This is a genomic window from uncultured Aurantimicrobium sp., assembly GCF_936931525.1.
Lineage (GTDB): Bacteria > Actinomycetota > Actinomycetes > Actinomycetales > Microbacteriaceae > Aurantimicrobium.
Window position 1 is genome coordinate 1 of record NZ_CAKZII010000076.1, and the last position, 3,258, is coordinate 3,258.

1 protein-coding gene is annotated in these 3,258 nt (G+C 55.1%); it reads right to left on the minus strand.

Going from position 1 to position 3,258, the window contains the following annotated elements; translation table 11 throughout:
- Positions 1 to 94: 94 nt before the first annotated feature.
- The coding region (locus tag Q0362_RS03370; protein ID WP_298119766.1) for an Ig-like domain-containing protein at positions 95 to 3,258 on the minus strand (3,164 nt) is incomplete at its 5' end.

Sequence of the window (3,258 nt, forward strand, 5' to 3'; positions counted from 1 at the left end):
ACGTTTCCGACGAGCTTGTCGAAAACCTTCTGGAACCCGGCTGCTTGTTCGGGTTTCATACTCATGTTGTGCCTTTCAATGGAACGGGTGGTCTTTAGGGGGCGGGAGTGGGGATATCTACGGTCAAAACTGAACTGGGTGCACTGCAATTGGTGGGAGTCAGGCATGCCCTCACGACAACATTCTGACCTGCGCCAGCTGTAATCGCGTTTGAGGCATAACGGGTTGCGTCATATTCACCAGTGACAAAATCAGAAGCGTCAGCACTGAGATCAAGCCAATTGGAATTCCCCACTTTGGCCTGATAGCTAACCGAACCTGCAGGAGCAGCAAGCCCGGTGAATCGCAAAGCGAAAGATTCGTTGGCAGCTAGGTTGGCACCGCACGAAACAGAGCTTGGTGAAATCGGAGCCAGGATGCAGGTCACTGCAGTGAAGGTTGGAGCTGCGAGTACTTCTACCGTGGTGATTGTCGCTGAACAACCAAAGTCATTGACAGCAAAGACTCCCAGGAAATAAGTCCCCGGCGCTTTATCTCCGTCAGAACCTTGGAGAGCGCTGGAAGCTGAATGAGTCGCATAGTCACTTGGGCAACCCTCGGAAGCGCTACCCACTCGTGTGACGAAGTAACGCATTGAACCGGCAGAACCGGCAGCATATGCCGCCGTCCACGTCAGCGTGGTCGCACCTGAGGTGTTATTGCTTACTGAGGTTATCGAAACTTGTGAGGGCGCTCCCGGAGCAATGAACGGCCCTGAGTCCGTAGAGTTCCAATTGTCAGTTTGAGCACTGTTCTTTGATGTAACACGAGCAAAATAGCTGGCGCCAGGTGTCACAGGAACATTTGTGAGTGAAGTTTGATCTGCGGTGGGTGTGAAGGTTGAACGTGGGCTTCCGTTTTCATAGAAGACAACTTCATATCCAGTCAGGGGACTTCCTCCAGAAGGCGTCGTCACAGCACTCCATGAAATTGTGGCTAAACCTTGCTGACCAGATACAGCAGAGATGGTCACACTTGAGGGCCCTGCCGGCACAACATCAGCACTCAGCGGCTCACTCCAGCTACTGAGCTGAGAGGTTCCAATGGCATTTGTTGCACTGACGGTGAAACGGAAGCGCTGACCGGTAGGTAGTCCATCCAATGAGCAGATGGTCGAGGTGCACTCCTTGCGATATCCACCGTCGCTTTCGACGATGTACTTCGTAATGGCTGAATTATTTGCCGCAGGTGCAGGCCATGACAGCGTCAAGTTTCCAGAGACAAACCCAGCAGCACGGGTAGGTGCTTGTGGGGCTGAAGGAACGTCTTGAACAGAGATGTTGATGACTCCCCAGACATAACGGTCTGGATCATTGGTGGCATCTGCCACCTCGTATTCCAATGTGGTGTCACTGGGATCTGCACTGCCCGAAACAGTCACCGTCAAGGTGGCCTTATCGGAAGAAGGTGTCACGGTCACACCAGCTGGGATGTTTCCGCCATCCAGACCTCGAACAGAGAGCACCTTGAGAGGCTGGCCCGGGAAGGGGTTCGTTGCTTGGTCGTTAGCCAGAACATCCACCGTCTGGGTTTCTCCACGCTTGGCCACAATGCTGTCCGTTGCCGGGATAGCAAGTGGCCTGGTGGAGGGAACAATACGAATAATGATTTGTCCTGGTGAGCCGTCGGCCACCTTGTCCTTGACCGTGACAGTCAACGGAACGGTGCGGCCCTTAGCTGCGTCATCGCTTGCTTTGAGAGTCAGGGTTTGACCGTCCAAGGTCGCACTGACGCCCTGGCCAGCACCGGAGACGGTGTATTCGAGCTCATCTTGGTCATCGACATAGGGATAGCGAGTGACGCGGACCAGGTCGAGGGTCTTTTCCTGGCCGGGCTCGAGGTCGATGTTGGCACCCATCATCACCGGAGGCATGTTTTCACGAGGAGTCACCGTAATCGGCAACACAATCGTGGCGGTGTGAGCACCAGCAGCTGTGGCGGAGTCACCATCGGTGACCTCGAAGGAAATGGAGGCAGGACCGAAGTAGCGGTCCTCACTGGTGTAACTCAAGGTGGTGTCATTGATCACGAGGCGTGAGCCATCTGCATGGGTTGCTCGCACCGTGTTGGAGTCCGTCAGCTTCACGGTCTTACCGAGAGCTGCAATGACGTAGTCATTGAGGTTGATGCGCAATGCTTGCTCGCTGACTACCGTCAGTGGTGCCACACCACGCTTGCGCTGTGGCAAAGCATCATCGGTGCCTGGAACCCAAATAAATGCTGTTGAGCTAACACTGGGGTCATCTGGGTGGGCAACAGAGAAAGGAATGATCTGACTTTGCGCCAACACCTGAACGCGGACAGTGTTGCTGGAGATCACTCGAGCCGTGGAGCCGTAGCCATTGACAATGGTGGGGCGCAGGCTCGAAACGGGACCATCTGCGAAGAAGGCATTCGCCATCACGTTCACATCAACAGTGTTGTGTCCGAGGATGTCGGTCAGGCTCACCACTGCATCCGAGATCACAGGCTTGGAAAGCGGTGCCTGTGCTTGAACTTCGAGAGTGATGAAGTTGGAGGCGGAGCCAGCCAAATCGTTTTCGATTTCATAGACCAGGCCATAACGGCCTGGTGTCAGGGGAGCTGTGATTTTGACGACGTCGCCCATGATTTCTGCCGTCACAGAATCGTCTTGGGCAGACACACTAACCAGTGAGAGTGGTCGACCGTCAGGGTCACTATCGTTTTGCAGTGCACGAACATAGACGGTGTAACCGGGACGGGCAATGACGTTATCGGCGACGGCGATGGGGTTACGCCCTCCAGCGAGTGGTTCGGCAATTCCCACCCGGATTGTGGCACTTGCCTGAGCTCCGAGGGCATCGACAACCGAGTAGCTGAAGGAATCGGTTCCGGTTGCATAGGCAGAGGCTTCGTATTCAATCCAGTCACCGCCGACACTTGTGATTGATCCCTTTTCCGGGTTGGTGTCGAGGCCCACAAACTGAACTGAGTCACCATCGGGGTCGATTCCCACCAGAGGAATGGGGATGCGCACGGTCTGTCCCGACATAGCGCGAGCAATGACGGTGCGCGGTGTTGGGGGCTGGTTGGTATCTTCATCGATTGCTCGAACTGCAATGGTTACTGTTCCACTGGCCCACTGGCCGTTATCCGCGTTGACGCGGTAAACAGCTGAGTAGGTGCCGGGATTGTTTCCCGCCAGGAAGCGCAGCTGGTTACCAGAGACAAAGAGCAAACCAGCTCCGGAAGGAACAT